This is a genomic window from Pseudomonas sp. AU11447 (assembly GCF_001672555.2).
GTDB lineage: Bacteria > Pseudomonadota > Gammaproteobacteria > Pseudomonadales > Pseudomonadaceae > Pseudomonas > Pseudomonas nitroreducens.
The window spans coordinates 63650-88919 of record NZ_LZDG02000041.1; the positions used below are offsets into that span (position 1 = coordinate 63650).

General features: G+C 65.2%; 18 protein-coding genes. 10 read left to right on the forward strand and 8 right to left on the reverse strand.

All coding sequences use genetic code 11. The features are described from left to right. Nucleotides 1-71 precede the first annotated feature (71 nt). Complete coding sequence (locus A6723_RS12835) at nucleotides 72-827, reverse strand: DeoR/GlpR family transcriptional regulator (RefSeq protein ID WP_054908866.1); 756 nt, start codon at nucleotides 825-827, stop codon at nucleotides 72-74. A 181-nt stretch (nucleotides 828-1008) separates the two neighbouring features. After that, complete coding sequence (glpK, locus tag A6723_RS12840; protein ID WP_054908872.1) at nucleotides 1009-2523, reverse strand: glycerol kinase GlpK; 1515 nt, start codon at nucleotides 2521-2523, stop codon at nucleotides 1009-1011. A gap of 176 nt (nucleotides 2524-2699) precedes the next feature. Between glpK and ybaK the strand changes: the two genes are divergently transcribed. From ybaK to A6723_RS12855, 3 genes are all read left to right on the forward strand, one after another. Further along, on the forward strand, nucleotides 2700-3170 hold the full coding sequence (gene ybaK / locus A6723_RS12845) for a Cys-tRNA(Pro) deacylase (protein ID WP_054908865.1): 471 nt from the start codon (nucleotides 2700-2702) through the stop codon (nucleotides 3168-3170). An 84-nt stretch (nucleotides 3171-3254) separates the two neighbouring features. Then, nucleotides 3255-4040: a PhzF family phenazine biosynthesis protein gene (locus A6723_RS12850; protein WP_054908864.1), complete on the forward strand. Its 786-nt coding sequence runs from the start codon at nucleotides 3255-3257 to the stop codon at nucleotides 4038-4040. 95 nt (nucleotides 4041-4135) lie between these two features. Continuing rightward, on the forward strand, nucleotides 4136-5080 hold the full coding sequence (locus tag A6723_RS12855) for an electron transfer flavoprotein subunit alpha/FixB family protein (protein WP_054908863.1): 945 nt from the start codon (nucleotides 4136-4138) through the stop codon (nucleotides 5078-5080). Here the strand turns inward: A6723_RS12855 and A6723_RS12860 are convergent. Next, a complete protein-coding gene (locus A6723_RS12860; protein WP_054908862.1) occupies nucleotides 5077-6138 on the reverse strand; it encodes an ABC transporter ATP-binding protein in 1062 nt (353 codons plus the stop codon). The genes A6723_RS12855 and A6723_RS12860 overlap by 4 nt on opposite strands. A 20-nt stretch (nucleotides 6139-6158) precedes the next feature. After that, the gene (gene argF, locus A6723_RS12865) at nucleotides 6159-7076 is read right to left on the reverse strand and encodes an ornithine carbamoyltransferase (RefSeq protein WP_054908861.1); all 918 of its coding nucleotides are present in this window, start codon (nucleotides 7074-7076) and stop codon (nucleotides 6159-6161) included. Nucleotides 7077-7390: 314 nt separating this feature from the next. Here argF and A6723_RS12870 point away from each other — a divergent pair, with 314 nt between their 5' ends. The 3 genes from A6723_RS12870 to A6723_RS12880 all read left to right on the forward strand — a co-directional run bounded on the left by A6723_RS12870 (nucleotide 7391) and on the right by A6723_RS12880 (nucleotide 11174). After that, a complete protein-coding gene (locus A6723_RS12870; RefSeq protein WP_054908860.1) occupies nucleotides 7391-9484 on the forward strand; it encodes a molybdopterin oxidoreductase family protein in 2094 nt (697 codons plus the stop codon). A 135-nt stretch (nucleotides 9485-9619) separates the two neighbouring features. Further along, nucleotides 9620-9946, forward strand: a complete 327-nt coding sequence (gene grxD, locus A6723_RS12875; protein WP_024765398.1) for a Grx4 family monothiol glutaredoxin — start codon at nucleotides 9620-9622, stop codon at nucleotides 9944-9946. A gap of 64 nt (nucleotides 9947-10010) precedes the next feature. Then, nucleotides 10011-11174, forward strand: coding sequence for an MFS transporter (locus A6723_RS12880; RefSeq protein ID WP_054908859.1), 1164 nt, complete (start codon nucleotides 10011-10013; stop codon nucleotides 11172-11174). Nucleotides 11175-11222: 48 nt separating this feature from the next. Here A6723_RS12880 and bfrB read toward each other — a convergent pair whose 3' ends face one another. From bfrB to pyrC, 4 genes are all read right to left on the reverse strand, one after another. After that, nucleotides 11223-11699 carry a bacterioferritin BfrB gene (gene bfrB / locus A6723_RS12885; RefSeq protein ID WP_054908858.1) on the reverse strand — a complete coding sequence of 159 codons (477 nt, stop codon included), beginning with the start codon at nucleotides 11697-11699 and terminating at the stop codon, nucleotides 11223-11225. Nucleotides 11700-11917: 218 nt separating this feature from the next. Further along, entirely contained in the window at nucleotides 11918-12133 is a 216-nt protein-coding gene (locus A6723_RS12890) for a bacterioferritin-associated ferredoxin (protein ID WP_054908857.1), read from the reverse strand. A 362-nt stretch (nucleotides 12134-12495) separates the two neighbouring features. Continuing rightward, the gene (rnt, locus tag A6723_RS12895) at nucleotides 12496-13176 is read right to left on the reverse strand and encodes a ribonuclease T (protein WP_037011317.1); all 681 of its coding nucleotides are present in this window, start codon (nucleotides 13174-13176) and stop codon (nucleotides 12496-12498) included. Then, nucleotides 13173-14219: a dihydroorotase gene (gene pyrC / locus A6723_RS12900; RefSeq protein WP_054908856.1), complete on the reverse strand. Its 1047-nt coding sequence runs from the start codon at nucleotides 14217-14219 to the stop codon at nucleotides 13173-13175. Before pyrC ends, rnt begins: the two co-directional genes overlap by 4 nt. A 138-nt stretch (nucleotides 14220-14357) precedes the next feature. On the opposite strand from pyrC, the gene A6723_RS12905 reads away from it, so the two are divergent. From A6723_RS12905 to A6723_RS12920, 4 genes are all read left to right on the forward strand, one after another. Beyond that, nucleotides 14358-15365 (forward strand): OmpA family protein, encoded by a 1008-nt coding sequence (locus A6723_RS12905; protein WP_054908871.1) that lies wholly within the window; start codon nucleotides 14358-14360, stop codon nucleotides 15363-15365. A gap of 133 nt (nucleotides 15366-15498) precedes the next feature. Next, nucleotides 15499-16716, forward strand: a complete 1218-nt coding sequence (locus A6723_RS12910; RefSeq protein ID WP_054908855.1) for an argininosuccinate synthase — start codon at nucleotides 15499-15501, stop codon at nucleotides 16714-16716. A gap of 153 nt (nucleotides 16717-16869) precedes the next feature. Further along, nucleotides 16870-17262 carry a lactoylglutathione lyase gene (gene gloA / locus A6723_RS12915; RefSeq protein ID WP_017521018.1) on the forward strand — a complete coding sequence of 131 codons (393 nt, stop codon included), beginning with the start codon at nucleotides 16870-16872 and terminating at the stop codon, nucleotides 17260-17262. A 555-nt stretch (nucleotides 17263-17817) separates the two neighbouring features. After that, on the forward strand, nucleotides 17818-25270 hold a 7453-nt coding region (locus A6723_RS12920), incomplete at its 3' end, for an Ig-like domain-containing protein (RefSeq protein WP_139092971.1).

A 25270-nucleotide genomic window follows, 5' to 3' on the forward strand; every position in this document is an offset into this window, starting at 1 on the left:
ATGACCAGCCTTTGGCGCGAATTCGCGCAGGCATTCGTCTGAATGTTCGAAAGTGAAATAACTGGGAAGTCTCAGACCAGCTCGAGCTGAACCTTGTACTGGCTCATCAGGCGCGCTACGGCGGCGGGTGGCGGGCTGTCGGTGAAGACTCGGTTGACCAGGGAGATCGGGCCCAGGCGCACCATGGCGTTGCGGCCGAACTTGCTGGAGTCGGCGGCGAGGAATACCTGCCGCGCGTTATCGATGATGGCGCGGGAGACGCGCACTTCCTGGTAGTCGAAGTCCAGCAGGCTGCCATCTTCGTCGATGCCGCTGATGCCCACCACGGCGAAGTCGACGCGAAATTGCTCGATGAAATCCACTGCCGCCTGCCCGACCACGCCGCCGTCGCTGCGCACCGTGCCGCCGGCGATCAGTACTTCGAAATCGTCCTTGCCGGCGAGGATGCTGGCGACGTGCAGGTTGTTGCTGATGACCTTCAGGTTCCGGTGGCCGAGCAGGGCGCGGGCGATGGCTTCGGTGGTGGTGCCGATATTGATGAACAGCGAGGCATTGTCCGGAATCTGCGCGGCAATGGCTTCGGCGATGCGCTGCTTCTCGTCGCGCATCTGGTCGGCGCGGGTGTTGTAGGCGGTGTTCTCGATGCTCGAATCCCAGGCCGCGCCGCCGTGGTAGCGGCGCAGCAGGTTCTGCTCGGCCAGTTGGTTGATGTCGCGGCGGATGGTCTGCGGCGTGACGGCGAACTGCTGGGCGAGCTCTTCGATGCTCAGGTAGCCGCGTTCGCGGACCAGATCGAGGATGTTCTGCTGGCGGGGTGGCAGGTTCATGCGGTTCGCTCGTGCGGACGGGCCGGGAGGGCAAGGATGCCGCACGGAGCCGACGCTGTCATGGACTTGTAGGAGCGAGGGGGACGCCATCGTTATTGCTCGCGGACCCCGCCGGGTTCTGTGGAGTCAAGCGGTTCGCGAGCAAGGACTGGGCGTCCCCCTCGGTCCTACAGCAGAGCAGTCAGTCTTCCGCTGCCCAGCCACGGGTGCGTTCGACTGCTTTTTGCCAGCCCTTGTATAGCCGCGCGCGCTCGGCTTCGTCGCAGGCCGGCTGGAATACCCGCTCGATCACTGCCTTGTTCTTCAGCTCCGCGAGGTCGCTCCAGAAACCACTGGCCAGGCCCGCCAGCACGGCGGCGCCGAGGGCGGTGGTCTCGCGCATCTGTGGGCGCTCCACCGGAGTGCCGAGGATGTCGGCCTGGAACTGCATGAGGAAATTGTTGGCCACCGCGCCACCGTCCACGCGCAGCGCGCGCAGCGGTTCGCCGGCGTCCTGCTGCATGGCGTCGAGCACGTCGCGGGTCTGGTAGGCGATGGATTCCAGGGTGGCACGGATCAGGTGATCAGCCTTCACACCGCGGGTCAGGCCGAACAGGGCGCCGCGGGCATACGGGTCCCAGTAGGGCGCGCCGAGGCCGGTGAAGGCGGGGACCAGGTAGACGCCGTTGCTGTCCTTCACCTTGGTGGCGAAGTACTCCGAGTCGTGGGCATCGTTGATCACTTTCAGCTCGTCGCGTAGCCACTGCACGGTAGAGCCGCCGTTGAACACCGCGCCCTCCAGCGCATAGGCGACTTCGCCACGCGGGCCGCAGGCGATGGTCGTGAGCAGGCCGTGGGTGGACTTCACCGCCTTGTCGCCGGTGTTCATCAACAGGAAGCAGCCGGTGCCGTAGGTGTTCTTGGCCTGGCCCGGTTCCACGCACATCTGGCCGAACAGCGCGGCCTGCTGATCGCCGGCGATCCCGGCAATCGGCGTGCGGTGCACACCCAGGCCGCCGACCTTGGCGTGGCCATAGACTTCGGAGGATGCGCGAACCTGCGGCAGCATGGCGCGCGGCACATCCAGCGCGGCGAGCAGGCGCTCGTCCCAGTCAAGCGTGTGGATATCGAACATCAGGGTGCGCGAGGCGTTGGTGTAGTCGGTGACGTGCACTTCGCCTTCGGTAAGCTTCCAGATCAGCCAGCTGTCGACCGTGCCGAATAGCAGCTCGCCGCGCTGCGCACGTTCGCGGGCGCCTTCGACGTTGTCGAGGATCCACTTGAGCTTGGTGCCGGAGAAGTAGGGGTCGATGACCAGCCCCGTGGTATCGCGGATGTGCTGTTCCAGGCCATCGCGCTTGAGCTGCTCGCAGATGGCCGCGCTGCGCCGGCATTGCCAGACGATGGCATTGTGGATCGGCCGGCCGCTGGCCTTGTCCCACACCAGGGTGGTTTCGCGCTGGTTGGTGATGCCGATGGCCGCCACCTCGGCAACGCTGAGGTTGGCCTGGGCGAGCGCCTCGACCAGGGTCGAGCTCTGGGTCGCCCAGATTTCCATCGGGTCGTGCTCGACCCAGCCCGGCTGCGGGTAGATCTGCGCGAACTCGCGCTGGGCCACGCTGACCACGTTGGCGTCGTGGTCGAAGATGATGGCGCGCGAGCTGGTGGTGCCCTGGTCGAGGGCGACGACGTATTTCTTGTTCTTCGGGTCGGTCATGGCAGTGGCCTTGTCGTTCAGCAGTCCCTGCAGCATTCCCTGCAACAGGACCCGTAAGGGGATTGGCGCAGACCATACGGGATTCGTCCGCGCCGGTGAAGCGAACACCGTGCAGTGCAGCACGCCTTGGCTTACTGTTATGCGCTGGAAAGCCGCTTGCGAGAAGCCCGCCGATCATGACCCCCGCCATCGACCTGCTGAAGAAGAACCGCGCCGAACACCATGTGCTGAGTTATGAGCACGACCCGAAGGCGCCGTCCTATGGCCTGGAAGCCGCCGAGAAGCTCAACCTCGATCCGGCGCGCGTCTTCAAGACCCTGCTCGCCTCCAGCGAAAAGGGCGAGTTGCTGGTCGCTGTGGTACCGGTCGTGGGCACCCTGGACCTGAAAGCGCTGGCCCACGCGGCGGGTGTGAAGAAAGCCGACATGGCCGACCCCCATGCCGCGCAGCGCGCTACAGGCTATCTGGTGGGCGGCATCAGCCCGCTGGGGCAGAAGAAGCGCCTGCGTACCTTCATCGATGAATCCGCACAGAGTTTCCCCACCATCCACGTCAGCGCCGGCCGCCGTGGGCTGGAAGTGGAGTTGAGCGCCGAGACGCTGGCCGGCCTGACATCGGCGACCTTCGCCCCCATTGGTCGGGGTTGAGCGAACGACTGTCTGCTCGCTTCTGTACGGTTCGTCGTTCATCGGCTTCTGTCATGCTCGGACATCACTTTTCAGGAGACTGCCATGCTGCTCGATTTTCACCAGGTAGACGCTTTCACTGATCGCCCGTTCGCCGGCAACCCGGCCATGGTGTACCGCCTCGATGCCTGGTTGAGCGACGAACTGATGCAGCAGATCGCCGCCGAGCACAACCTCTCGGAGACCGCCTTCCTGGTGAAGGAGCCCGCCGGTTGGCGCATCCGCTGGTTTACCCCGACCGCCGAGGTGCCGCTCTGCGGCCACGCTACCCTGGCCAGCGCCCACGTGCTGTTCGAAGTGTTCGACGAGCCGGGCGAAGTGCTGGAGCTGAACTCCCTGTCCGGGCCTCTTCGTGTGACCCGTGAGGAAGGCCGGCTGGCACTGAACTTCCCGGCGCAGCCGCCGAGCGAATCCGGCTCTACGGTGGAGTTGCAGAACGCTCTGGGCGTGGACGTGGTGGATGCACTGAACACCGCCAACCACCTGCTGGTACTGCTGGAGTCGGAGCAGGCGGTGCGTGACTGCCAGCCCGATTTCGCTGCTCTCGCGCGCCTGCCGTACCTGGGCGTGATCGTTACCGCGCGCAGCGACGACTACGACTTCGTTTCGCGCTTCTTCGCTCCGGCCATAGGTCTCAACGAAGACCCGGTGACCGGCGCCGCCCACTGCGTGCTGATCCCGTACTGGTCGCGCCGCCTGAACAAGCTGCAGATGCGCGCCTTCCAGGCTTCCGCGCGCGGCGGCGAGCTGTGGTGCCGTCTGGAAGGCGAGCGCGTCAGCATCGCCGGCTACGCCCGTCTGGTTGCCAGCGGCCGTCTGCTGGTTGTTTGATCTGTGACCGGGGTGCTTTCGGCTCCCCGGCGTAGGCTGGCCTTCACTGAAAACCGCGCCCCACTGGCGCGGTTCGCAGCTTCGGAGGCAGGCCCATGGCCCTTCTGCTTATCGCTGACTATCACGTTACCGACGACTCCGCCGTCCTGGCGCCCGCTACCCTGAACGCCCTGGCCGCCGCCCGGCAGATCGGCGGCGAAGTTCATCTGCTGTTTGCGGGCAGTGGCCTCGAGGAGCTGGCGAAACAGGCTTGTGGTCTCGAGGGTGTTGATCGCGTTCTGCTGGCAGGCGATCCCGCCTACGACCACCTGCTGGCGGAAAACCTCTCGGCACTGGTGGTGCAACTGGCTCCGCGATACCGCCACATCCTCGCGCCGGCCACCGCCGTGGGCCGCGATTGCCTGCCGCGCATCGCAGCCTTGCTGGATGTGGACGCGGTCTCCGACGTCATCGCCGTCATCGACGAGCAGACCTTCCAGCGCCCGATCTACGCCGGCAATGCCATCGCCACGGTGCGCTGCGAGGGGCCGTCGATCGTGCTGGGCATTCGCCCAACCGCTTTCGATCCGCTGCCACTGGCCGATGGCAATGCCGAACTGGAGCGTATCGGCGGGCCGGGCGATCTCGGTCTGTCGCACTGGCAGGGCGAAGAACACCCAGGCTTCGAGCGCCCCGCGCTGGAGTCGGCGAAGGTCATAGTCGCCGGTGGGCGTGGCCTGCAAACCGAAGAAGGCTTTGCCGCGCTCTATCCGTTGGCGGATCGCCTGCACGGCGCCGTTGGCGCTTCGCTGGCGGCAGTGGATGCGGGGTTTGCGCCCGCGGAGCTGCAGATTGGCCAGTCAGGACGCATCGTCGCGCCAGAGCTTTATCTTGCCGTGGGAATTTCAGGGGCCGTGCAGCACGTGGCGGGCATGAAGGACGCCAAGGTCATCGCGGCGATCAATCTCGATCCGGACGCGCCGATCTTCGAGATCGCCGACTATGGCTTGCAGGGCGACCTGTTCGAGTTGCTGCCCAAGCTTGAGAAGGCGCTCGCCTAGAGCGCCACACTGCCTTGGGCGGGGAACAGCACGAGATGTTCGGCGGCGACGCCGATGCCCACTTCATCGCCCGGTTGGTGGTCGGCATGGCTGGGGAACAGCGATTCCAGCTGGGTGCCGGTGGGCAATTGCAGGCGATACAGGGTAGCCGCACCGAGGAACGACTTGCCGACGATGCGCGCCTTCAGTGCGCCATCGGCGGCCGGCACCAGGTCATCCGGGCGCAGCAATACATCCACTGCGCAGCCGTCGGGCAGGCTATAGGCGCGGTTGCCGCGCAGCAGGCCCAGCTCGGTCTGCACCGCATCGGTCCCGCACATCTGTCCGCGAATGAAATAGCCCTGGCCGACGAAGCTGGCGACGAAGGGCGTCTGAGGCTCGTGGTAGAGGTTGAACGGGGTATCCCACTGCTCCAGCAGGCCGTTGCGGAATACGCCGACGTGGTCACTGACGGCGAAGGCTTCTTCCTGGTCGTGGGTCACCAGAATCGCGCTGGTGCCGCGGGCCTTGAGAATGTCGCGCACCTCGTGGCTGAGCTGGCGGCGCAATTCCACATCGAGGTTGGAGAAGGGTTCGTCCAGCAGCAGCAGTTGCGGCTGCGGCGCAAGCGCGCGGGCCAGGGCCACGCGTTGCTGCTGCCCGCCGGAGAGCTCGTGGGGGAAGCGCTGGCCGAGGCCATCGAGCTTCACCAGCTCCAGCAGCTCACCGACGATGCGCTCGTGCTCGGGGTTCCTGCGGATGCCGAAGGCGATGTTGTCGGCCACCGACAGGTGCGGGAACAGCGCGTAGTCCTGGAACACCATGCCGATCCGGCGCTTCTCCGGTGACAGGGTGAAGCCGGGGCGGGAAATCACTTCGCCACCCAGTTCGATACGCCCGCCCTGCACCGGCTCGAAACCGGCAATGGCGCGCAGGGTGGTGGTCTTGCCGCAGCCCGAGGGGCCGAGCAGGCAGCCGATGTCGCCGGCATTCAGGTGCAGGCTGACGCCTTGCACCACACGCTGCTGTTCATAGCCACAGGAAAGGTCGTCGAGGGTGAGCAGCAGCGGTTTGGTCATCGGGCTCGAAACAGGAGGGCTCAGGCGTAATGCGCGTGCTCGACCAGCAGTTCGAGCAGGGCTTTCTGGGCGTGGAGACGGTTTTCCGCCTGGTCCCAGGCCACGGAGCGCGCGTCGTCCAGCAGGTCTTCGCTGATCTCTTCGCCACGGTGGGCCGGCAGGCAGTGCATGAATAGTACATCCGCCGCCGCGCCATCGAGCAGCGCACGTGTTACCTGATATGGCTGGAACAGGCGCAGGCGCGCGGCCGCTTCGTCTTCCTGGCCCATGGATGCCCAGACGTCGGTGCTCACCAGGTGTGCGCCGGCGACCGCTTCGCGCGGGTCACGGAAGATCTTCACGCGCTCGCCGGCTTGCTCCATCAGAGCGGAGTTCGGCTCGTAGCCTTCCGGGCAGGCCACGTTCAGCTGGAAGTCGAAGCGGATCGCCGCCTCGATGTAGCTGTTGCACATGTTGTTGCCGTCGCCGATCCAGGCCACGGTCTTGCCGGCGATGCTGCCGCGGTGCTCATGGAAGGTCTGCATGTCGGCCAGCAGCTGGCACGGATGCAGGTCGTCCGACAGGCCGTTGATCACCGGCACGCGGGAGTTCTCGGCGAACTCGATCAGGTTGCTGTGGGCGAAGGTGCGGATCATCACCGCATCGACCATCCGCGACATCACCCGCGCGGCGTCGGCGATCGGCTCGCCACGGCCCAGCTGGGTATCGCGCGGGGAGAGGAAGATGGCCTGGCCGCCGAGCTGGATCATCCCGGCTTCGAAGGAGATCCGCGTCCGGGTCGAGGCCTTCTCGAAGATCATGCCCAGCACGCGGTTCTTCAGCGGTTCGTAGAGCACACCTCGGTCGCGCAGGTCCTTCAGCTCGGTGGCACGGCGGATCAGACCGAGCAGTTCTTCGGTCGTGTAATCCAGCATCGAGAGGAAGTGACGTGCGCTCATGGTTCGTACCTACTACTTATTCTCAGAATCAGGCCGAGGTACCGACCGGCTTTCGTGAGAAAAAACGGGCTGAACCTGCGGCGGGACCGCATGGAGCGGAAAATGGGGGAAGGCGCGATCCTATAAGGAAATGACGGATCTACGCAAGTTTCGCCCGGAAGGCCCGTCGGGCGGGGCTTCACCATGGTCGTTCCTGATGCCGCGCAATTCACCCGACGGAAGCTGGTGGTGCTTCGCAAGGCCAGGATTCATAGTGCTTGCGACCCTATGACCGGCCCGTCGAATGGCTGGCAACGACAATACCGAGGCGAGCCATGAGCAAGACCCTCCACCACCGTGCGTGCCATCTGTGCGAGGCCATCTGCGGCCTGACCATCGAGACCGAGGACGAGCGCATCCTGTCCATCAAGGGCGACGCCCAGGACAGCTTCAGCCGTGGCCATATCTGCCCCAAGGCGGTGGCGCTGCAGGATATCCAGAACGACCCGGACCGCCTGCGCCAGCCGGTGCGCCGTGTCGGCAACGAGTGGCAGCCGATCGGCTGGGACGAGGCCTTCGAACTGGTGGCCACGCGCCTGGCGGACATCCGCGAGCGTCACGGCAACGATGCGGTGGCGGTTTACCAGGGTAATCCCAGCGTGCACAACTACGGGTTGATGACCCATAGCAACTACTTCCTCGGCCAGTTGAAGACCCGCAACCGCTACTCCGCGACCTCGGTGGACCAGTTGCCGCATCATCTGGTCAGCCAGCAGATGTTCGGCCATGGCCTGCTGATCCCGATTCCGGACATCGACCACACCGACTTCATGCTGATCCTGGGCGGCAACCCGCTGGCGTCCAACGGCAGCATCATGACCGTGCCGGACGTGGAGAAACGTCTGAAGGCCGTGAAGGCGCGCGGCGGCAAACTGGTGGTAGTCGACCCGCGTCGCACCGAGACCGCGGCGATTGCGGACCAGCACCTGTTCGTCCGCCCCGGTGAGGACGCCGCGCTGCTGCTGGGCATCCTCGACACGCTGCTCAGCGAAGGACTGACCCGCGACGCTTCGTTGCCGGTCAACGGCCTGGACGCGGTGCGCGAGGCGCTGGCGCCATTCAAGGTCGAAGCCATGGCCACGCGCTGCGGCGTGCCGGCCGACAATATCCGCCAGTTGGCGCGGGAATTCGCCGCCGCCGACAAGGCCGTCTGCTACGGGCGCATGGGCGTTTCCACCCAGGTTTTCGGAAGCCTCTGTCAGTGGTTGGTGCAATTGATCAACCTGGTCACCGGCAACCTCGACCGTGTCGGCGGCACCCTGTGCACTACACCGGCGGTTGACCTGGTGGCGACCACGGCGGGTGGCGCGTTCAACCGCTGGCAGAGCCGTGTGTCAGGCTTGCCGGAGTATGGCGGCGAACTGCCGGTGGCAGCGCTGGCCGAAGAGATGCTTACCGAAGGCGAAGGGCAGGTGCGTGCGCTGGTGACAGTGGCGGGTAATCCGGTGCTGTCCACGCCCAATGGCCGCCGCCTGGAGCAGGCGCTGGATAGCCTGGAGTTCATGCTCAGCGTGGACCTCTATATCAACGAAACCACGCGCTACGCCGACCTGATCCTGCCGCCCACCGCGCCGCTGGAGCACGATCACTACGACACCACTTTCAACGTCTTTGCCGTACGCAACGTCACCCGCTTCAACGAGGCGATCCTGCCGAAACCCGAGGGCGCACTGCACGACTGGGAAATCTTCGTCGGTCTGGCCAAGGCCTATGCGGCGCGCAGCGGTGCCGAGCTGAAGCCGACCCTGTTGCCGGAGCAGATGATCGAGATGGGCCTGCGTTTTGGGCCCTACGGCGACGCCAGCGAGCACAAGCTGAACTTGGCGCGGTTGCGCGAGCATCCCCACGGTATGGACCTGGGCCCACTACAGCCGAACCTTGCACCTCGGTTGAAAACCGCCAGCCGCAGCATCGAGGCGGCGCCGGAAATCTTCCTCAATGACCTGCGTCGCTTCGCCGATACCCAGTCGCCGGCCATTGACCAGCTGCTGCTGATCGGTCGCCGCCATGTGCGCAGCAACAACTCCTGGATGCACAACTATCACCGCTTGGTGAAGGGCAAGCCGCGCCATCAACTGCTCATGCACCCGCAGGACCTCGCCTCGCGCGGGCTGGTGGACGGGCAGAAGGTACGCGTGCGCTCGCGGGTCGGCAGCATCGAGATCGAGGTTGCGGCCAGCGACGAAGTCATGGCCGGGGTCGTCAGCCTGCCCCACGGCTGGGGGCACGCACGGCCGGGCGTGCAGCTGTCGATTGCCCGCGAGCAGGGCGGCGCCAGTGCCAACGACCTCACCGACGAGCGACATCTTGATGCGCTCTCCGGAAACACCGCGCTGAACGGTGTGCCAGTGGAGGTCGAAGCCGCCTGACAGGCTGTCGCAAGGCATCTGCAAAGCCGAGCGTAGCGCTCGGCTTTGCAGTACAATGCGCGGTACCGTGCCGGCCAGCGCCATCCGAGGAGGCGGCTGCCGGATCAGTATCTGATAGTTCAGCCGAGGAAGTTCATGGATATCATCGATACCATCAAAGAGCAGATCGCCAATAACCCTGTCCTGCTGTACATGAAGGGTTCGCCGAATGCTCCGCAGTGCGGTTTCTCGTCCCGCGCCGCCCAGGTCCTGATGGCTTGTGGCGAGAAGTTCGCCTACGTCGACATCCTGCAGAATCCGGAAATTCGCGCCAACCTGCCCAAGTACGCCAACTGGCCGACCTTCCCGCAACTGTGGGTCGGTGGCGAGCTGGTCGGCGGCAGCGACATCCTGGCCGAGATGTTCGAAAAGGGTGAGCTGCAACCGCTGATCAAGGACGCCGTAGGCAAGGCCAACGCCTGAGTCTTTCGTGCTGTCGCACAAAGCCCCGCCTTGGCGGGGCTTTGTTTTTGGGAAGAAATAAAGGATGAGTGAACAATCACGGGCCAACGCCGCACGCTGGGCGTGTGGCTATTGCTTCGCCATGGGCGGCATGGTGCATGGCAGCCTGATGGGCCGGGTGCCGGCGCTGAAGAACATGACCGGCGTGGACGAGCAGCAACTGGGCCAGGCATTGCTGGGCGCCGGAGTGGGCGCGCTGCTGGCATTCGTTTTCGCCGGGGCATTGGTACGGCGCCATGGCAGCCGGGCGATCACAGTGGTTTCCGGGTTGGCGCTGATGGCTTGCTTCCCATTGCTCGGGCTGGCGCCTAACGTCTGGTACCTGGCGGCGGGGCTGCTACTGGTTGGCCTGACCTTCGCGACCATGGACGTGGCCATGAACACCCAGGCGGTGGAAGTGGAGCGGCGCCTCGGCCGGCCGTGCATCTCCAGCCTGCATGGCATGTACAGCCTGGGCGGGCTCACCGGCGCCATCGGCGCGGCGATTTTTGCCGGCATGGCGCCTGTCTGGCACTTCACCCTGCTGGCCGTCATCGCGGTGGCGATCCTGCCGTTCTTCGCCCGTCATCTGTTCGAAGGGCGCCCGGAGCCCACGGAGGAGGAGGCGCCAGCCCAACGTGGCTGGCGCCTGCCGCCACCGGCGCTGATAGGTCTTGGGGTGCTGACGCTGTGCGCGTTCGTTTCCGAAGGCGCGGTCGCCGACTGGGGCGCCCTGTTGCTGCACCAGGTTATGGGTGCGTCGGAGCGAGTGGCAGCACTGGGCTTCGCGGCGTTCTCCGCGACCATGGTGCTGGGGCGTCTGTTCGGTGACCGTCTGCGCGTGCGCTTCGCCGACGAGGCGCTGGTGCGCAACCTGGCGCTGCTGGCCATCGCGGGCATGCTGCTGGCGCTGTTCAGCCCATGGATTTCCGGCGCGATTGCCGGTTTCGCCCTGGTGGGCGCCGGGTTGTCGGTGGTGGTGCCGATCCTGATCGGCGCGGCAGGCAACCGGCCGGGCGTCGAGCCTTCGCGCGGCGTGGCCGCAGTGGCGTCGTTCGGCTATGGCGGCTTGTTGCTGGGCCCGCCGCTGATCGGCTTCCTCGCCGAGCATGTGGGGCTGCGCCTGTCGCTGCTGGTGGTGATCGGGCTGTGCGCTGGCCTGGTGTTCAAGGCCGGACTGGTGCGGCGTCCGCCGAAGACGAACGGCTAGAAGGGAAGGGCACCGGCGTCCACAACCGCGCCGGTGCCTTGTTCCTGATCAGTCGTCTTCGTGCATGTGCGACTGCAGGTAGTTTTCCAGACCGACTTTCTGGATCAGGCCCAGCTGGGTTTCCAGGTAGTCGATGTGCTCTTCCTCGGACTCGAGGATGTCCTTGAGCAGGTCGCGGCTGACGTAGTCATGCACGCTTTCGCAATGCACGATGGCGTCGCGCAGGTCCTTGGCGGCCTTGAGTTCCAGGTTCAGGTCGCACTGCAGCATTTCCTGGGTGTTCTCGCCGATCAGCAGCTTGCCCAGGTCCTGCAGGTTGGGCAGGCCTTCGAGGAACAGTATGCGTTCGATGAGCTTGTCGGCGTGCTTCATCTCATCGATGGACTCGTGGTACTCGTGCGCGCCGAGGCGCTTCAGGCCCCAGTCGTTCCACATGCGCGAGTGCAGGAAGTACTGGTTGATGGCGATCAGCTCGTTGCCGAGGATCTTGTTCAGATGCTGGATGACTTTCTTGTCGCCTTTCATGCCGGGGTCCTGCCGTGTGGAGTGGGAGAGATTGAAATTCTCGCCCCCTTATAACCATATGTCAAACATAAGTACTTGAATTTGTTATAAAAAGGAATATGAATGCGAATGTTTTCATTCCGCATCCCGGCGCTAAATCCCTGAATTTCAGGCATAAAAAAACCGGGCCAGTGCCCGGTTTCTTCGCAATTCTTGCTGAACTGATCAGCGGTATTTTTTCAACTCGCCGCGTAGGCCAGGTTGTAGTTCATGCTCTGGGCGCTTTGCAGGTCGCCGAGCGTATCGCGAACCACCTGCTTGGCGAGGCAAGCGCACTTGCCGCACTGGGTACCGACGCCGGTGCACTCGCGCACTTCGCGGTAATTGCAGGCGCCGTCGTAGATCGCATCGCGGATCTGGGTATCGGTAACACCGTTGCAGAGGCAGACGTACATGGTTGCACTACAGTCGCTGTGGGGTTGTTGGAAGCGATACTAATAATAATGAGAATGATTGTCAAAAGTTCCCGAGTACGCATCCAGGCTGTCTGACAAATGGTCATTGGGTTCAATGACTTAGCGTCTAACCCGCGTGGATTGCGGGCTGCGCGCATAGGCATCGGGAGCGATATGTTTTTTGCAGGAGCGAGCTTGCTCGCGAACTGGGGGGCTATGGCGCCAATCCCACCTGTCAGGCATCCGAAGACGCTGGGGTTCGCGAGAGCAAGCTCGCTCCTGCAGGTAAGGCGGGGTGTTGATGCCGGCTCCATGAAAAAGCCCCGCAAGTGCGGGGCTTTTTCATGGAGCGTTGAAGCCGATCAGTGATCGTCTTCCATCCAGCCGCCGAACTCCTTCCAGCGGTTGACGATGCCGCAGAACAGCTCGGCGGTCTTCTCGGTGTCGTAACGGGCCGAGTGCGCTTCGCGGTTGTCGAACTCGATACCGGCGGTCTGGCAGGCTTTCGCCAGGACAGTCTGGCCGTAGGCGAGGCCGGCGAGGGTCGCGGTGTCGAAGCTGGAGAAGGGGTGGAACGGGTTGCGCTTCACGCCGCTGCGGTTGACCGCCGCGTTGAGGAAGCCCAGGTCGAAGCTGCTGTTGTGGCCGACCAGGATCGCCCGCTTGCAGCCATTGGACTTCAGCGACTTGCGGATGCCGCGGAAGATCTCGGTGAGTGCCTGTTCTTCCGGCACGGCCATGCGCAGCGGGTGGTCCAGCTTGATGCCGGTGAACTCCAGCGCGGCCTGCTCGATGTTGGCGCCTTCGAAGGGCTCCACACGGAAGAAGTAGGTGTGCTCGGGGAACAGGTAGCCGCTTTCGTCCATGCCGATGGTGACGGCGGCGATTTCCAGCAGGGCGTCGGTGCCGGCGTTAAAGCCGCCGGTCTCGACGTCCACCACGACCGGCAGGTAGCCGCGGAAGCGACGTGCCATCGGGTGGCGCGGGCCTGGCGGGAAGGAGCCGTCGAGTTCTTCTTCGAAGATTTCGTTCTCGTCACTCATGCCACGGTCTCCAGCAGGCGCCAGCGCAGTTTCTCGCCGGCACGCAGCGGGACTACATCGAAGTCGCCGAACGGCAGGGCCGCCGGCGCTTCCCATTCTTCACGCACCAGGGTGATGCGGTCGCTGTTGCGCGGCAGGCCGTAGAAGTCCGGGCCGTGCAGGCTGGCGAAGCCCTCCAGCTTGTCCAGCGCATTGCGTTGCTCGAAGGCTTCCGCGTACAGCTCGATGGCGGCGTAGGCGGTGTAGCAGCCGGCGCAACCGCAGGCGGCTTCCTTGGCGTGGCGCGCGTGCGGTGCCGAGTCGGTGCCGAGGAAGAACTTCGGGCTGCCACTGGTGGCCGCATCCAGCAGGGCTTCCTGGTGGGTGTTGCGCTTGAGGATCGGCAGGCAATAGAAGTGCGGGCGGATGCCGCCAACCAGCATGTGGTTGCGGTTGTACAGCAGGTGGTGCGCGGTGATGGTGGCGCCAACGTTGGCCGGGGCGGCCTTGACGAAGGCGGCGGCATCGCCGGTGGTGATGTGCTCGAAGACCACCTTGAGAGTCGGGAAGCGCTCGACCACGCGGGTCAGGTGTTCATCGATAAAGCGCTTTTCGCGGTCGAATACGTCGACTTCCGCGCGGGTCACTTCACCGTGTACCAGCAGCGGCAGGCCGACTTCGGCCATGGCTTCGAGGACGTGGAAGATGTTGTCGACGCTGGTCACACCGGAATCGGAGTTGGTGGTGGCGCCGGCCGGATAGAGCTTGGCGGCGTGCACGAAGCCCGAGGCCTTGGCGGCGCGGACTTCCTCGGCGCTGGTGCGGTCGGTGAGGTAGAGCACCATCAGCGGCTCGAAGCGGCTGCCGGCCGGCCGGGCGGCCAGGATGCGCTGGCGATAGGCATCGGCTTCGGCGGCGTTGCGTACCGGCGGGACCAGGTTCGGCATGATGATGGCGCGGCCGAAGGTGCGGGCGGCGTCGCCGACGGTTTGCGCGAGTGCGGCGCCGTCGCGCAGGTGGATGTGCCAGTCGTCGGGGCGCAGGAGTGTCAGGCGGTCGGACATGCGGATTCCAGGGGTGCGGTTGCAGCGGGAAGAGGGTGAAATGCTACCGGAAAAGGCCGCCGCCGGCACTCGCTATCAAGTTTTACCAGGGCCGACCGATAGATTGTGGGACGCCTTTTTATCTGTGTGGATGCCACCGTGCGCCAGCCATCTCTACTTCTCCTCACTCTTTGCGCGAGCCTTCCGGCCTGGGGGCTGACCTTCCAGACTCGCCTGGAAAGTGCGCAATGGACGGTGGAGGGTGACCAGTTCGAGTGCCGGTTGTCGCAGAGCGTGGCCGGTTTCGGCCTGGGCGAATTCGTCTGGCGCGCTGGCGAGCAGCCGACATTCCGTCTCAAGCCGCTGACGGGCTGGCTGGGCAGTGGCTCGGCAACCCTGCTGGCCGCCGCGCCGCCATGGCGGCCGGGGCAGGGTGATCTGAATCTGGGGTCGGTACAGGTGGGTTCGGGCGACGTTCCGTTCAACAGCACCCAGCAGCAGGCCGGGCGCTTGCTCGGCGGCCTGCTGGAGGGCCGCGCGCCGGAAGTGCGCCACCGCACGCGCACCGGCGAGAACCTGCAGGTGCGGCTGATGCCCACGCGTTTCGCCGATGGATACGCGAAGTTCCAGGACTGTTCGACGAAGATGCTCCCGGTGAACTTCGACCAGGTGCGCCAGAGCCAGGTCGGCTTCCCTGACGGCGGCACCGAGGTCGACCCGCTGGGGCGCGCCAAGCTGGATCTCATCCTGCAGTACATGAAGGCCGACCCGACGGTGAACCGCATCGAGCTGGATGGTCACTCCGACAACAGTGGCAACCGCCTGGCGAACCGCGAAGCCTCGCGCCGCCGCGCCATCGCGGTGATGGAGTACCTCAAGGCCAACGGCGTAGCCGAATCGCAGATCACCGTGCGCTTCTATGGCGAGCGCTACCCGCTGGTGAAGAACAACTCCGCCGCCAACCGGGCGAAGAACCGCCGGGTGACGGTCAATCTGTCCCGCGAAGCAGTGACCGAAGAAGCTCCGCCCGCGCCCGCTGAAGCACCCGTGGCGCCTGCTGCATCCGCTCCCGCCGCGCCTGCGTCGGCCACCAGCGCCCCGTCCCAAGGCGCACCCACGACGCCGGCCGCGAACGCCGCCACGCCACCCGCTGCACCCAAGGGTTGAACCTGCGGCGGCGGGTCGCACCGACGATAGTATTTGTCGCTTTGTCGTCAAAAGCTGTCGCCCCTCTGTAAATTATCCTGGGCGGGCAGTAGAATCGGTCCCTTTCGTGACAACCCCCGTGGAGTTGAGTGGCATGGCGGACGTGAAGAAGGTAGTCCTGGCGTATTCCGGTGGCCTGGACACCTCCGTGATTCTGAAGTGGCTGCAGGATACCTATAACTGCGAAGTAGTGACCTTTACCGCTGACCTGGGTCAGGGCGAGGAGGTCGAGCCGGCCCGCGCCAAGGCCAAGCAGATGGGCGTGAAAGAGATCTTCATCGAGGACCTGCGAGAAGAGTTCGTCCGCGACTTCGTCTTCCCGATGTTCCGTGCCAACACCGTCTACGAAGGCGAGTACCTGCTGGGTACTTCCATCGCTCGTCCGCTGATCGCCAAGCGCCTGATCGAGATCGCCAACGCCACCGGCGCTGACGCCATCTCCCATGGCGCCACCGGCAAGGGCAACGACCAGGTTCGCTTCGAGCTGGGCGCCTACGCGCTGAAGCCGGGCGTCAAGGTCATCGCTCCCTGGCGCGAGTGGGACCTGCTGTCCCGCGAGAAGCTGATGGACTACGCCGAAACCCACAACATCCCGATCGAGCGCCACGGCAAGAAGAAATCGCCGTACTCCATGGATGCCAACCTGCTGCACATCTCCTATGAAGGCGGCGTGCTGGAAGACACCTGGACCGAGCACGAAGAGGACATGTGGAAGTGGACCGTCTCCCCGGAGAAGGCCCCCGACACCGCCACCTACATCGAGCTGACCTACCGCAAGGGTGACATCGTTGCCATCGACGGCAAGGACATGAGCCCGGCGCAGGTACTCACCGAGCTGAACCGCATCGGCGGCGCCAACGGCATCGGCCGTCTGGACATCGTCGAGAACCGCTACGTCGGCATGAAGTCCCGCGGCTGCTACGAGACCCCCGGCGGCACCATCATGCTCAAGGCGCACCGTGCCATCGAGTCGATCACCCTGGACCGCGAAGTCGCTCACCTGAAGGACGAGCTGATGCCGCGCTACGCCAAGCTGATCTACACCGGCTACTGGTGGAGCCCGGAGCGCGAGATGCTCCAGCAGATGATCGATGCCTCCCAGGAACACGTGAACGGCGTCGTGCGCCTGAAGCTGTACAAGGGCAACGTCATCGTGGTTGGCCGCAAGTCCGACGACTCGCTGTTCGATGCCAACATCGCGACCTTCGAGGAAGACGGCGGCGCCTACAACCAGGCCGATGCTGCTGGCTTCATCAAGCTCAACGCGCTGCGCATGCGTATCGCCGCGAACAAGGGCCGCAAGCTGTTCTAAGCGACCTATGTAGGAGCGCCAGCTCGCGAAGCTTTTGCTTTTTGCGCGGTTCGCGAGCAAGCTCGCTCCTACAGAAAAACAACAATCCCCGGCCACGAGCCGGGGTTTGTGTTTATAAGCCCGCTATCCGGGCACCTGATGAGGAAAGAACCGATGAGACTGCTGCACACCATGCTGCGCGTCGGCGACATGGACAAATCCATCGCCTTCTACACCGAAGTCCTGGGCATGACCCTGCTGCGCCGCAAGGATTACCCGGACGGCCAGTTCACCTTGGCCTTTGTCGGCTACGGCAACGAAGACGACAACAGCGTCATCGAGCTGACCTACAACTGGGGTGTGGACAAGTACGAACTGGGCACCGGCTACGGCCATATCGCCCTGGAAGTGGCCGACGTCTACAAGGCCTGCGAGGACATCCGCTCCCGCGGTGGCAAGATCACCCGCGAGCCGGGCCCGATGAAGCACGGCACCAGCATCCTGGCCTTCGTCGAAGACCCGGACGGCTACAAGATCGAGTTGCTGAGCCCCCAGCGCAAGGACTGACTTGCCGCTCTGAAGAAACCCCGCCTGGCTGCGGGGTTTTTCTTTTTATAGGCCTGGAGGCGCCCGTTGGTGATCGGCCATGCGCTCCCGATCGCGGAGAGGCACGATGCCAGCTTCGCGATCCTGAAAGGCTCCGCTCTAACCCTGCCCTCTCCCTGCCAGTCCCGCTCGTCACCGGCAAGGGGCGAGCCAGACACAGCAGAGTGCTTTGTCGGCGAACACACTCTGTGGGCGCGGGATTAGGAATCATCTGATGTCAGTGGGAAATGGCCCTACGGATACTGCCGACATTATCCACGGGGAGCCTTCGTCACGTGCCTGCTCATGAGCACGGCTCAGCGGACAGCTCCATCGGCCTTTCGATACTCAATTCCAATAATTCCACTGCCTCCCCCGATCAGCCGGTTTCCGCCTGCCTGTCGCAGAGGCGAGTCCTCGAACCCCGTGGTTGAAGTAGTTCCGCAGGCCCTCTGGCTTGCGGCCGACCTTTCCGAGAGGGGATGACGACGGCCCTGCCGCCATTGTTCCCATGACTGCCGAGTTCCGAGGCCCATCATGGCTAAAACAATCGTTGTAATCGACAAGGCGACCCACGCGACCACCCAGATCAACCAGGCTGACCTGACCCTTCGCGCGCCCTCGGTCGTGAAGCTGGCCTTGAGCAAGGAGCAGGTCGTCAGCATGACCCGCGAAGGCAATGCGCTGGTGATCAAGACCCTGGACGGCGAGACCATTGTCATCCACGGGTTCTTCGGGGCGCCCGGCGACCCGAACAGCGATCTGGTACTCGACAGCGGCGACGGCCATTACTGGGTTGCCGACGTCAACGATTCAGGTTCCGTCTTTGCCGGTTACAGCGATGTCGACTCGGTCGAGTCGCTGCTGGTGGCGGAGAGCGGCGATCAGGGCGCGCTGCCCTGGGTACTGGGTGGCCTGGCGCTGGTTGCCGGTGGCGTTGCCGCTTCCAACAGCGGCGGCGGTGGCGGCGGGCATCATGGTGGCAGCGGGCTCAAGGCTCCCACCGCCGATCTGCAGGCTGGTGAAGCGGGCGGGCTGATCGTCAGCGGCACAACCAGCCCTGGCGCCAGCGTGACCGTGACCTTCCCGGATGGCTCCAGCACGACCGTGGTGGCGGATGCCAACGGTCACTACCAGGCGTCCACGTCCACGCCGCAGAGCAGCGGTGGCGTGGATGTTCACGTCGAGGATGGCAAGGGCAACAGCAGCAACGCCCATGTCGACTACACCGATACCACTGCACCGAATGCACCCAGCATCGAGGTGACCACCAACGCCGACGGCAGCGTGACGGTCAGTGGTAGTGCGGAACCGGGTAGCACCGTCACCGTCACCTATCCCGATGGCAGTACCGGCAGCGTCGTCGTCGGCGAGGACGGCGGCTATAGCATGACGTCGCCGCCCGACCAGCCTTCGGGCGACCTGACGGCAAGCGCCACCGACAATGCCGGCAACACCAGCCCTGGGACCCAACTGCCCTACGTCGATACCACGCCGCCGGCAGCGCCGAGCATCAGCGTCACTGAAAACGCCGATGGCGGCCTCACCATCAGTGGCAGCGCCGAAGCCGGCAGCATCGTCACCGTTACCTTCCCGGATGGCTCGGTGGGTAACGTCATGGCGGATGGCAACGGCCAGTACAGCATCACCACCCATGTGCCCCAGGCCAGTGGCGACATCAGCGCCACCGCCACTGATGTGTTTGGCAACACCGGCGAGCCCGGCAACCTGGCCTACGTCGATAGCACCCCGCCGGATGCGCCGCTGCTCGATCCGCTGGTTACCCTCTTTGGTGGCTCGGTCACCGTCTGCGGTAGCGCCGAACCGGGCTGCACCGTCACCGTGACTTTCCCGGACGGATCCACTGGCACCACGGTCGCCGATGCGAACGGCGCCTTCTCGGTGACCTCCGCTGGTCCGCAGCCCAATGGTGAAGTCAGCGCAACGGCTACCGACCTGGACGGCAACACCGGCCCGGCCGCCACTGATAATTTCGCCGACAGCACCGCGCCCGATGCTCCCGTGCTGGGCCCGATCATTACCAACGAAGATGGTAGCGTTACCGTCGGCGGCACCGCCGAGGCGGGCAGCACCGTCACAGTGACCTATCCGGATGGCTCCACCGGCTCCGTGGTGGTGGGCGAAGACGGCAGCTTCAGCCTCACCTCGCCGGAGAATCAGCCCAGCGGTGAGATCAGCGTCAACGCCACTGACGAAGCCGGCAACACCGGTCCATCGACCAGCGAAAACTTCACCGACACCACCGCGCCGGGTGCACCGAGCGTGAATGTTACGGCGAATGCCGACGGCGGCCTGACCGTGACCGGCAGCGCCGAACCGGGCTCGACCATCACCGTCACCTTCCCGGACGGCTCCACCGGTACTGCCACCGCTGGCAGCGATGGCAGCTATGGCATCACCACCCATGTTCCGCAGACCAGCGGGGAGGTCAGCGCGAGTGCGACCGACGCGGCTGGCAATACCGGGGGGGAGACCAGCTTCAGCTACACGGACAGCACCGCGCCGGAGGCGCCGGTACTCGACCCGATCGTCACCAACGACGATGGCAGCATCACCGTAGGCGGTAGTGCCGAGCCGGGTAGCACCGTGACGGTCACCTATCCCGATGGCAGCACCGGCTCGGTGGTCGTCGGTGAAGACGGCAGCTTCAGCATGACTTCGCCGGAGAACCAACCCACYGGCGAAATCAGCGTCAACGCCACCGACGAAGCGGGCAATACCGGCGCCTCGGTGACCGARAACTACACCGACACCACCGCCCCGSAGGCACCGAGCGTCACCGTCACGGCCAATGCCGACGGTGGCCTGACCGTGACCGGTAGCGCTGAGCCGGGTACGACCGTGACCGTGACTTACCCGGATGGCACCATCGGCACGGCGACTGCCGGCTCCGATGGCAGCTACAGCGTCACCACGAACGTGCCACAAACCAGCGGCAACGTCAGTGCGAGCGCGACCGACACCGCTGGCAATACCGGCGACAGCACTACTCAGGTCTACACCGACAGCACCGCGCCGGAGGCGCCAGTCCTCGACCCCATCGTCACCAACGACGACGGCAGCATCACCATTGGCGGTTCGGCCGAACCAGGCAGCACCGTGACCGTCACCTACCCGGATGGCAGCACCGGCTCGGTGGTCGTCGGTGAGGATGGCAACTTCAGCATCACCTCGCCGGAGAATCAGCCCACTGGCGAAATCAGCGTCAACGCCACTGACGAAGCGGGCAATACCGGTGCTTCGGTGACCGAGAGCTACAGCGACACTACCGCACCGGATGCACCGAGCGTCACCGTCACGGCCAATGCCGATGGCGGCCTGACTGTGACCGGTAGCGCCGAGCCCGGCACSACTGTSACCGTCACCTTCCCGGACGGTTCCACCGGCAGCGCCACGGCGGGCRGCGACGGCAGYTACGACATCACGACCCATGTTCCGCAGACCAGCGGCGACGTGACTGCAACGGCAACGGACGCCGCTGGCAACTCCGGTGACTCCACCACCCAGAGCTACACCGATAGCACCGCACCGGAAGCGCCGGTACTTGGCCCGATCGTCACCAACGACGACGGCAGCATCACCATTGGTGGTTCGGCTGAGCCGGGCAGCACCGTGACCGTCACCTATCCGGACGGCAGCACCAACTCCGTGGTCGTTGGTGAAGACGGCAGCTTCACCATGACGTCGCCGGTGAACCAACCCACCGGAGAGATCAGCGTCAACGCCACTGACGAAGCCGGCAACACCGGCCCGTCGGCCAGTGAAAGCTTCATTGATACCACTGCGCCGGAAGCACCGAGCGTGAACGTCACGGCCAACGCCGATGGCGGCCTGACCGTGACCGGTATGGCAGAGGCGGGCAGTACCGTCACCGTGATCTATCCGGATGGCAGCACCGGTACGGCGACTGCCGGCTCCGATGGCAGCTACAGCGTCACCACTCACGTCCCGCAAACCAATGGCGAGGTCAGCGCGAGTGCGACCGACGCTGCTGGCAATACCGGCGACGCCACGACTCAGGGCTACACCGACAGCACCGCACCGGAAGCGCCGGTCCTCGGTCCGATCGTCACCAACGACGACGGTAGCATCACCATTGGCGGTTCGGCAGAGCCGGGCAGCACCGTGACGGTCACCTATCCCGATGGCAGCACCGATTTTGTGGTCGTGGGTGAGGATGGCAACTTCAGCATCACCTCGCCGGAGAACCAACCCACCGGCGAAATCAGCGTCAATGCCACCGACGAAGCGGGCAATACCGGCGCTTCGGTGACCGAGAACTACGTGGACACCACCGCACCGGAGGCACCGAGTGTCAACGTCACGGCCAATGCCGACGGTGGCCTGACCGTGACCGGCAGCGCCGAGCCGGGCACCACTGTGACCGTCACCTTCCCGGACGGCTCCACCGGCAGCGCCACGGCGGGCAGCGACGGCAGTTACGACATCACCACCCACGTCCCGCAAACCAATGGCGACGTCAGCGCGAGCGCGACCGACGCCGCCGGTAATACTGGCGACAGCACCACCCAGGGCTACATCGACAGCACCGCGCCGCAAGCGCCGGCCCTCGATCCCATCGTCACCAACGGTGATGGCAGTGTCACTGTCGGCGGCTCGGCTGAGCCGGGTAGCACCGTGACCGTCACCTACCCGGATGGCACCACCGGCAGCGTGGTGGCAGGTGAGGACGGCAGCTTCAGCATCACCTCGCCCGCCAACCAGCCGAGTGGCGACGTAAGCGCCAAGGCTACCGACGAAGCCGGTAACACCGGCCCGGCAGCCACCGGCGAGTTCGCCGATACCACCGCGCCCGACGCGCCGGGTGTCACCGTCAGCGCGAATGCCGACGGCGGTCTCACCGTCAGCGGCAGCGCGGAAGCGGGCAGCACCGTCACCGTGACTTTCCCGGATGGCACCACTGCGACCGTCACCGCCGGCGATAACGGCGAATACAGCGTCACGACCCATGTGCCGCAGACCAGCGGTGACGTCAGCGCCAGCGCGACCGACGCCGCCGGCAACACCGGCGATGCCACGACTCAGAGCTACACCGACAGCACCGCGCCGGAGGCGCCGGTGCTCGACCCGATCGTCACCAACGACGATGGCAGCATCACCGTTGGCGGTAGTGCCGAACCGGGCAGCACCGTCACTGTCACCTATCCGGATGGCAGCACCGGTTCCGTGGTGGTGGGGGAGGATGGCTCCTGGTCGATTACCTCGCCGGAAGATCAGCCCACCGGCGAAGTCAGCGTCAACGCCACCGATGAAGCGGGCAATACCGGCGCCTCGGTGACCGAGAACTACGCCGACACCACCGCGCCGGATGCACCGAGCGTGAACGTCACGGCCAATGCCGACGGCGGCCTGACCGTGACCGGCTCGGCGGAGGCGGGCAGTACAGTCACCGTGACCTTCCCCGATGGCAGCACCGGCACAGCGACCGCGGCTAGCGATGGTAGCTACAGCATCACCTCGAGTGTTCCGCAGACCAGCGGTGACGTCAGCGCGAGCGCGACCGACGCCGCTGGCAATACCGGCGATTCGACCACCTTCAGCTATGCCGACAGCACCGCCCCGCAAGCGCCGGTACTCGACCCCATCGTCACCAACGATGATGGCAGTGTCACCGTCGGCGGCTCGGCAGAGCCGGGCAGCACCGTGACGGTCACCTACCCGGATGGCAGTACTGGCAGCGTGGTCGTCGGTGACGACGGCAGCTTCAGCATGACCTCGCCAGAGAACCAGCCCACCGGTGAGATCAGCGTCAACGCCACCGACGAAGCCGGCAACACCGGTCCGTCGGCCAGCGAAAGCTACACCGACACTACCGCGCCGGAGGCGCCGAGCGTGAGCGTCACGGCCAATGCCGATGGTGGCCTGACTGTGACCGGTAATGCCGAGCCGGGCACCAGCGTGACCGTGACCTACCCGGATGGCAGCACCGGCACGGCGACTGCTGGCTCCGATGGCAGCTACAGCGTCACCACGAACGTGCCGCAGACCAGCGGCGACGTCAGCGCGAGCGCGACGGACGCGGCGGGCAACACCGGCGATTCGACCACCTTCAGCTACACCGACAGCACTGCGCCGCAAGCGCCCGTGCTTGACCCGGTCGTTACCAATGACGACGGCAGCATCACCATTGGCGGTTCGGCTGAGCCGGGTAGCACCGTGACAGTCACCTACCCGGATGGCAGCACCGGCAACGTGGTCGTGGGCGAAGACGGCAGCTTCAGCGTCACCTCGCCGGAGAACCAGCCCACCGGTGAAATCAGCGTCAACGCCACCGATGAAGCGGGTAATACCGGTGCCTCGGTGACCGAGAACTACACCGACACCACCGCCCCGGAGGCACCGAGCATTACCGTCACGGCCAATGCGGACGGCGGCCTGACCGTCAGCGGCACGGCAGAGGCGGGCAGCACCGTCACCGTGACCTACCCGGATGGCAGCACCGGCACCGCAACCGCCGGTTCCGACGGCAGCTACAGCGTCACCACGAACGTGCCGCAGACCAGCGGCGACGTCAGCGCGACGGCGACCGACGCGGCCGGCAACACGGGCGACGCCACCACCCAGTCCTATGCCGATACGACCGGTCCTGAGGCGCCTGTCCTCGATCCGGTCGTCACCAACGAAGACGGCAGTATCACCGTCGGCGGCAGCGCGGAGCCGGGCAGCACCGTCACCGTCACTTACCCGGATGGCAGCACTGGCTCCGTGGTGGTTGGCGAAGACGGCAGCTTCAGCCTCACCTCGCCGGAAAACCAGCCCACTGGCGAAATCAGCGTCAACGCCACCGACGAAGCCGGCAATACTGGCGCCTCGGTGACCGAGAACTACGCCGACACCACCGCGCCGGATGCGCCAAGCGTCACCGTCACGGCCAATCCCGATGGCGGCCTGACCGTGGCTGGCAGCGCCGAGCCGGGCACGACTGTCACCGTCACCTTCCCTGACGGTAGTACCGCCACCGCAACAGCCGGCGGCGACGGCAGCTACGAAATCACCACTCACGTCCCGCAAACCAGTGGCGAGGTCAGTGCCAGTGCGAGCGATGCTGCCGGCAATACCGGCGACTCGAGCACGGTCACCTATACCGACAGCACCGCGCCGCAAGCACCGGCCCTCGACCCGATCGTTACCAACGACGATGGCAGCGTCACCGTCGGCGGCAGCGCCGAGCCGGGCAGCACTGTCACCGTCACTTATCCGGATGGCAGCACTGGCTCTGTGGTAGCGGGCGAGGACGGCAGCTTCAGCATCACTTCGCCGGGCAACCAGCCCAGCGGTGACGTGAGCGCCAAGGCTACTGACGAGGCCGGCAATACTGGCCCGTCTGCTACTGGCGAGTTTGCCGACACCACCGCGCCGGGTGCGCCGAGCGTCAACGTTACCGCCAATGCCGATGGCGGCCTGACCGTGACTGGCACGGCGGAAGCCGGTAGCACCGTAACCGTCACCTTCCCGGATGGCACCACCGGCTCCGCTACGGCGGGTGGCGATGGCAGCTACAGCATCACCACCACGGTCCCGCAAACCACGGGTGAGGTGAGCGCCAGCGCGACCGACGCCGCCGGCAATACCGGCGATGCCACCACCCAGGGCTACAYCGAYRGCACCGCGCCGSAAGCACCGGTACTCGATCCCATCGTCACCAACGAGGACGGCAGCATCACCGTCGGCGGCAGCGCCGAGCCGGGCAGCACCGTCACCGTGACCTATCCGGATGGCTCCACCGGCAGCGTAGTYGTCGGTGAAGACGGTTCCTGGTCGATCACCTCGCCGGAAGATCAACCCACCGGCGAAGTCAGCGTCAACGCCACCGACGAAGCCGGYAAYACCGGTGCCTCGGTGACCGAGAACTACGCCGATACCACCGCGCCGGATGCACCAAGCGTCAACGTCACGGCGAATGCCGACGGTGGCCTGACCGTGTCCGGCACGGCTGAGGCGGGCAGCA

Excerpts from the sequence above, each read along its gene's own strand:
- A6723_RS12835 (WP_054908866.1), bottom strand. The coding sequence starts at position 827 with ATGAACCTGCCACCCCGCCAGCAGAACATCCTCGATCTGGTCCGCGAA.
- glpK (WP_054908872.1), bottom strand. The coding sequence starts at position 2,523 with ATGACCGACCCGAAGAACAAGAAATACGTCGTCGCCCTCGACCAGGGC.
- ybaK (WP_054908865.1), top strand. The coding sequence starts at position 2,700 with ATGACCCCCGCCATCGACCTGCTGAAGAAGAACCGCGCCGAACACCAT.
- A6723_RS12850 (WP_054908864.1), top strand. The coding sequence starts at position 3,255 with ATGCTGCTCGATTTTCACCAGGTAGACGCTTTCACTGATCGCCCGTTC.
- A6723_RS12855 (WP_054908863.1), top strand. The coding sequence starts at position 4,136 with ATGGCCCTTCTGCTTATCGCTGACTATCACGTTACCGACGACTCCGCC.
- A6723_RS12860 (WP_054908862.1), bottom strand. The coding sequence starts at position 6,138 with ATGACCAAACCGCTGCTGCTCACCCTCGACGACCTTTCCTGTGGCTAT.
- argF (WP_054908861.1), bottom strand. The coding sequence starts at position 7,076 with ATGAGCGCACGTCACTTCCTCTCGATGCTGGATTACACGACCGAAGAA.
- A6723_RS12870 (WP_054908860.1), top strand. The coding sequence starts at position 7,391 with ATGAGCAAGACCCTCCACCACCGTGCGTGCCATCTGTGCGAGGCCATC.
- grxD (WP_024765398.1), top strand. The coding sequence starts at position 9,620 with ATGGATATCATCGATACCATCAAAGAGCAGATCGCCAATAACCCTGTC.
- A6723_RS12880 (WP_054908859.1), top strand. The coding sequence starts at position 10,011 with ATGAGTGAACAATCACGGGCCAACGCCGCACGCTGGGCGTGTGGCTAT.
- bfrB (WP_054908858.1), bottom strand. The coding sequence starts at position 11,699 with ATGAAAGGCGACAAGAAAGTCATCCAGCATCTGAACAAGATCCTCGGC.
- A6723_RS12890 (WP_054908857.1), bottom strand. The coding sequence starts at position 12,133 with ATGTACGTCTGCCTCTGCAACGGTGTTACCGATACCCAGATCCGCGAT.
- rnt (WP_037011317.1), bottom strand. The coding sequence starts at position 13,176 with ATGAGTGACGAGAACGAAATCTTCGAAGAAGAACTCGACGGCTCCTTC.
- pyrC (WP_054908856.1), bottom strand. The coding sequence starts at position 14,219 with ATGTCCGACCGCCTGACACTCCTGCGCCCCGACGACTGGCACATCCAC.
- A6723_RS12910 (WP_054908855.1), top strand. The coding sequence starts at position 15,499 with ATGGCGGACGTGAAGAAGGTAGTCCTGGCGTATTCCGGTGGCCTGGAC.
- gloA (WP_017521018.1), top strand. The coding sequence starts at position 16,870 with ATGAGACTGCTGCACACCATGCTGCGCGTCGGCGACATGGACAAATCC.